The organism is Mesorhizobium tamadayense (assembly GCF_003863365.1).
GTDB lineage: Bacteria > Pseudomonadota > Alphaproteobacteria > Rhizobiales > Rhizobiaceae > Mesorhizobium > Mesorhizobium tamadayense.
In genome coordinates, this window is the sequence record NZ_RQXT01000134.1 from 1 (window position 1) to 2037 (window position 2037).

Below are 2037 nucleotides of genomic sequence, written 5' to 3' on the forward strand. Positions count from 1 at the left end.
GTAGATGCTATGGGCGGCGGCGAGCGTGTGGCACCCTCGGCGCTGTTGAGCAGCTACCTAAGGAGCGCCCCCATGTCACCATTCTTTGATGCAAGCAAATCCCTTACCGCCCTTGATCAGGACAGCACGTTGGTCGCAGTGATTGAGATGAGCCAGACAAAGTGGCTCATTGCTGCGACGGTCCCTGGCTTTGAACGTAATCCTCTCAAGAAGCTCGATGCCGACCCGGATTCGGTGCTCAGGCTGTTGCGCCGCTGGCGCAGCGAAGCCATCCAAGCCGGGCGCGAAGTCCGGCGCATCGTTGTCGCCTATGAGGCTGGACGCGACGGCTTTTGGTTGGCGCGCTGGCTCCAGGCGCGCGCTGTCGAGGCTTATGTCATACATCCATCGAGCGTCGCGGTTTCCCGCGAACATCGGCGCGCCAAGACCGATCGCCTCGATACCGAACTGCTGATGCGCGCCTTTCTTGGCTGGCTGCGGGGCGAGAAGCGCCACTGCAGCATGGCAGCCATCCCAACCATCAATGAGGAGGAGGCTCGCCGTCCAAACCGTGAACGAGACAATCTCGTCCGCGAACGTACACGGATCGTCAATCGCATCAAGGCAATCCTCGCTCGCTTCGGCATTCGCGCCTTCAAACCCAATCTGCGCAAAGCTGCCGAGAAACTGGAGGCTCTGCATACGGCGGAAGGTATGCCCCTACCGGAACGAAGCCGAGCAGAGTTGCGCCGTAATCTCGGACGGCTTCACCTGTTGCGTGAACAAATCCACGAGATCGAACAGGAGCGGTTGCGGCAGCTCTCGGTGGTTCCGGACACGGAGAAGGGTCCGCTCGCAATGGTTCGCCTTCTTTCGCGGATCATCGGTGTCGGTATCGAGACTGCGGACATGTTGGTGAATGAGATTCTCTCACGCGGCCTGCGTGATCGGAGAGCCGTCGCTCGCTATGCCGGACTTACCGGGGCGCCGGATGAGAGCGGCCAACGCAGGCGCGAGAAAGGTCTTGCGCGGGCCGGCAACGCTCGCGTCCGCTACGGCATGATCCTATTGGCTTGGCGGTTCCTCCAATTCCAAAAGGACAGCGCGCTGGCGCACTGGTTTTGCGCGAGAACGGCCGATGGCCGTGGCGGTACGCGCAAGACAATGATCGTGGCTTTGGCACGCAAGCTACTGATTGCATTCTGGCGACTTGTCACGACCGGCGAGATCCCGACGGGAGTAGCCCTGCGTCCGTTATAAAGCATGGAGGAGCGTTCGACAGGACGAGCATTGAAGTTTGGCAGCTGCAATAGCGTCTGCCGATAACGATCCGAGGTGGTGGTGATCCCGGTCGCTCACATGGCCTTACGACGCCGCGCTGTAGAATGGGCCCACCGCCCGGAGCTTCGCCGCCGATGCGTATGGCTGCATCATGGTTTTTGATCCGCGAGGATCAACCGCATACAAGCTTGCGGCGCGTTTACGGCGCCTGATGGCGAGCTCCCCTCGGTTTGCAAGTTATAGACCTCTACAAACAGGGCACCTGCCGGCTCAATGTAACGCTGCCGCCGTGCTCGTGACCATCAAGGGCAAGTCGCTTCGCGATGGCCAAAGGACCACCCTTGACCGTCACTACGCGCGGCGCCCCCAATGGACCCCGGAGCCAAAGCAGGAACAAATGGTCGCCACGGCTGAACAAGGAGACGGAACGACTGAAAGATCACGTTGACAAAGATCACCCCATACAAGCGAGCGAGCGGCGTAGCGGTGGTCATCGATGTTCTTCGGTAGGGTTGGGTTGCTGACACAACCTGATTCGAAGGAAGCACCGATGACCGACGACATGATGGACCTGCGCACGCTCGTGGAGAAGACCCCCGACGCCAATATCTTGCGCGAGATGATCGGCTTTGCCGCTGAGCGGCTGATGGAGCTGGAAGTGGGCGCGGCGACCGGCGCGGCCCATGGCGAGAAGAACCCGCTGCGGCTTGTCCAGCGCAACGGCTATCGCGACAGGGACTGGGAGACGCGGGCCGGCACGGTCGAGCTGCGCATCCC

General features: G+C 61.1%; 2 protein-coding genes. Both read left to right on the forward strand.

The window, feature by feature from the left end:
- Positions 1–72: 72 nt before the first annotated feature.
- The gene (locus EH240_RS36750) at positions 73–1239 is read left to right on the forward strand and encodes an IS110 family RNA-guided transposase (protein WP_125007214.1); all 1167 of its coding nucleotides are present in this window, start codon (positions 73–75) and stop codon (positions 1237–1239) included.
- Between the two features lie 571 nt (positions 1240–1810).
- A partial coding sequence (locus tag EH240_RS36760; protein WP_206075394.1) for a transposase occupies positions 1811–2037 on the forward strand: 227 nt, incomplete at its 3' end.

Bases quoted from the DNA above. Each gene is read 5' to 3' on its own strand.
- EH240_RS36750 (WP_125007214.1), top strand. From the start codon at position 73: ATGTCACCATTCTTTGATGCAAGCAAATCCCTTACCGCCCTTGATCAG.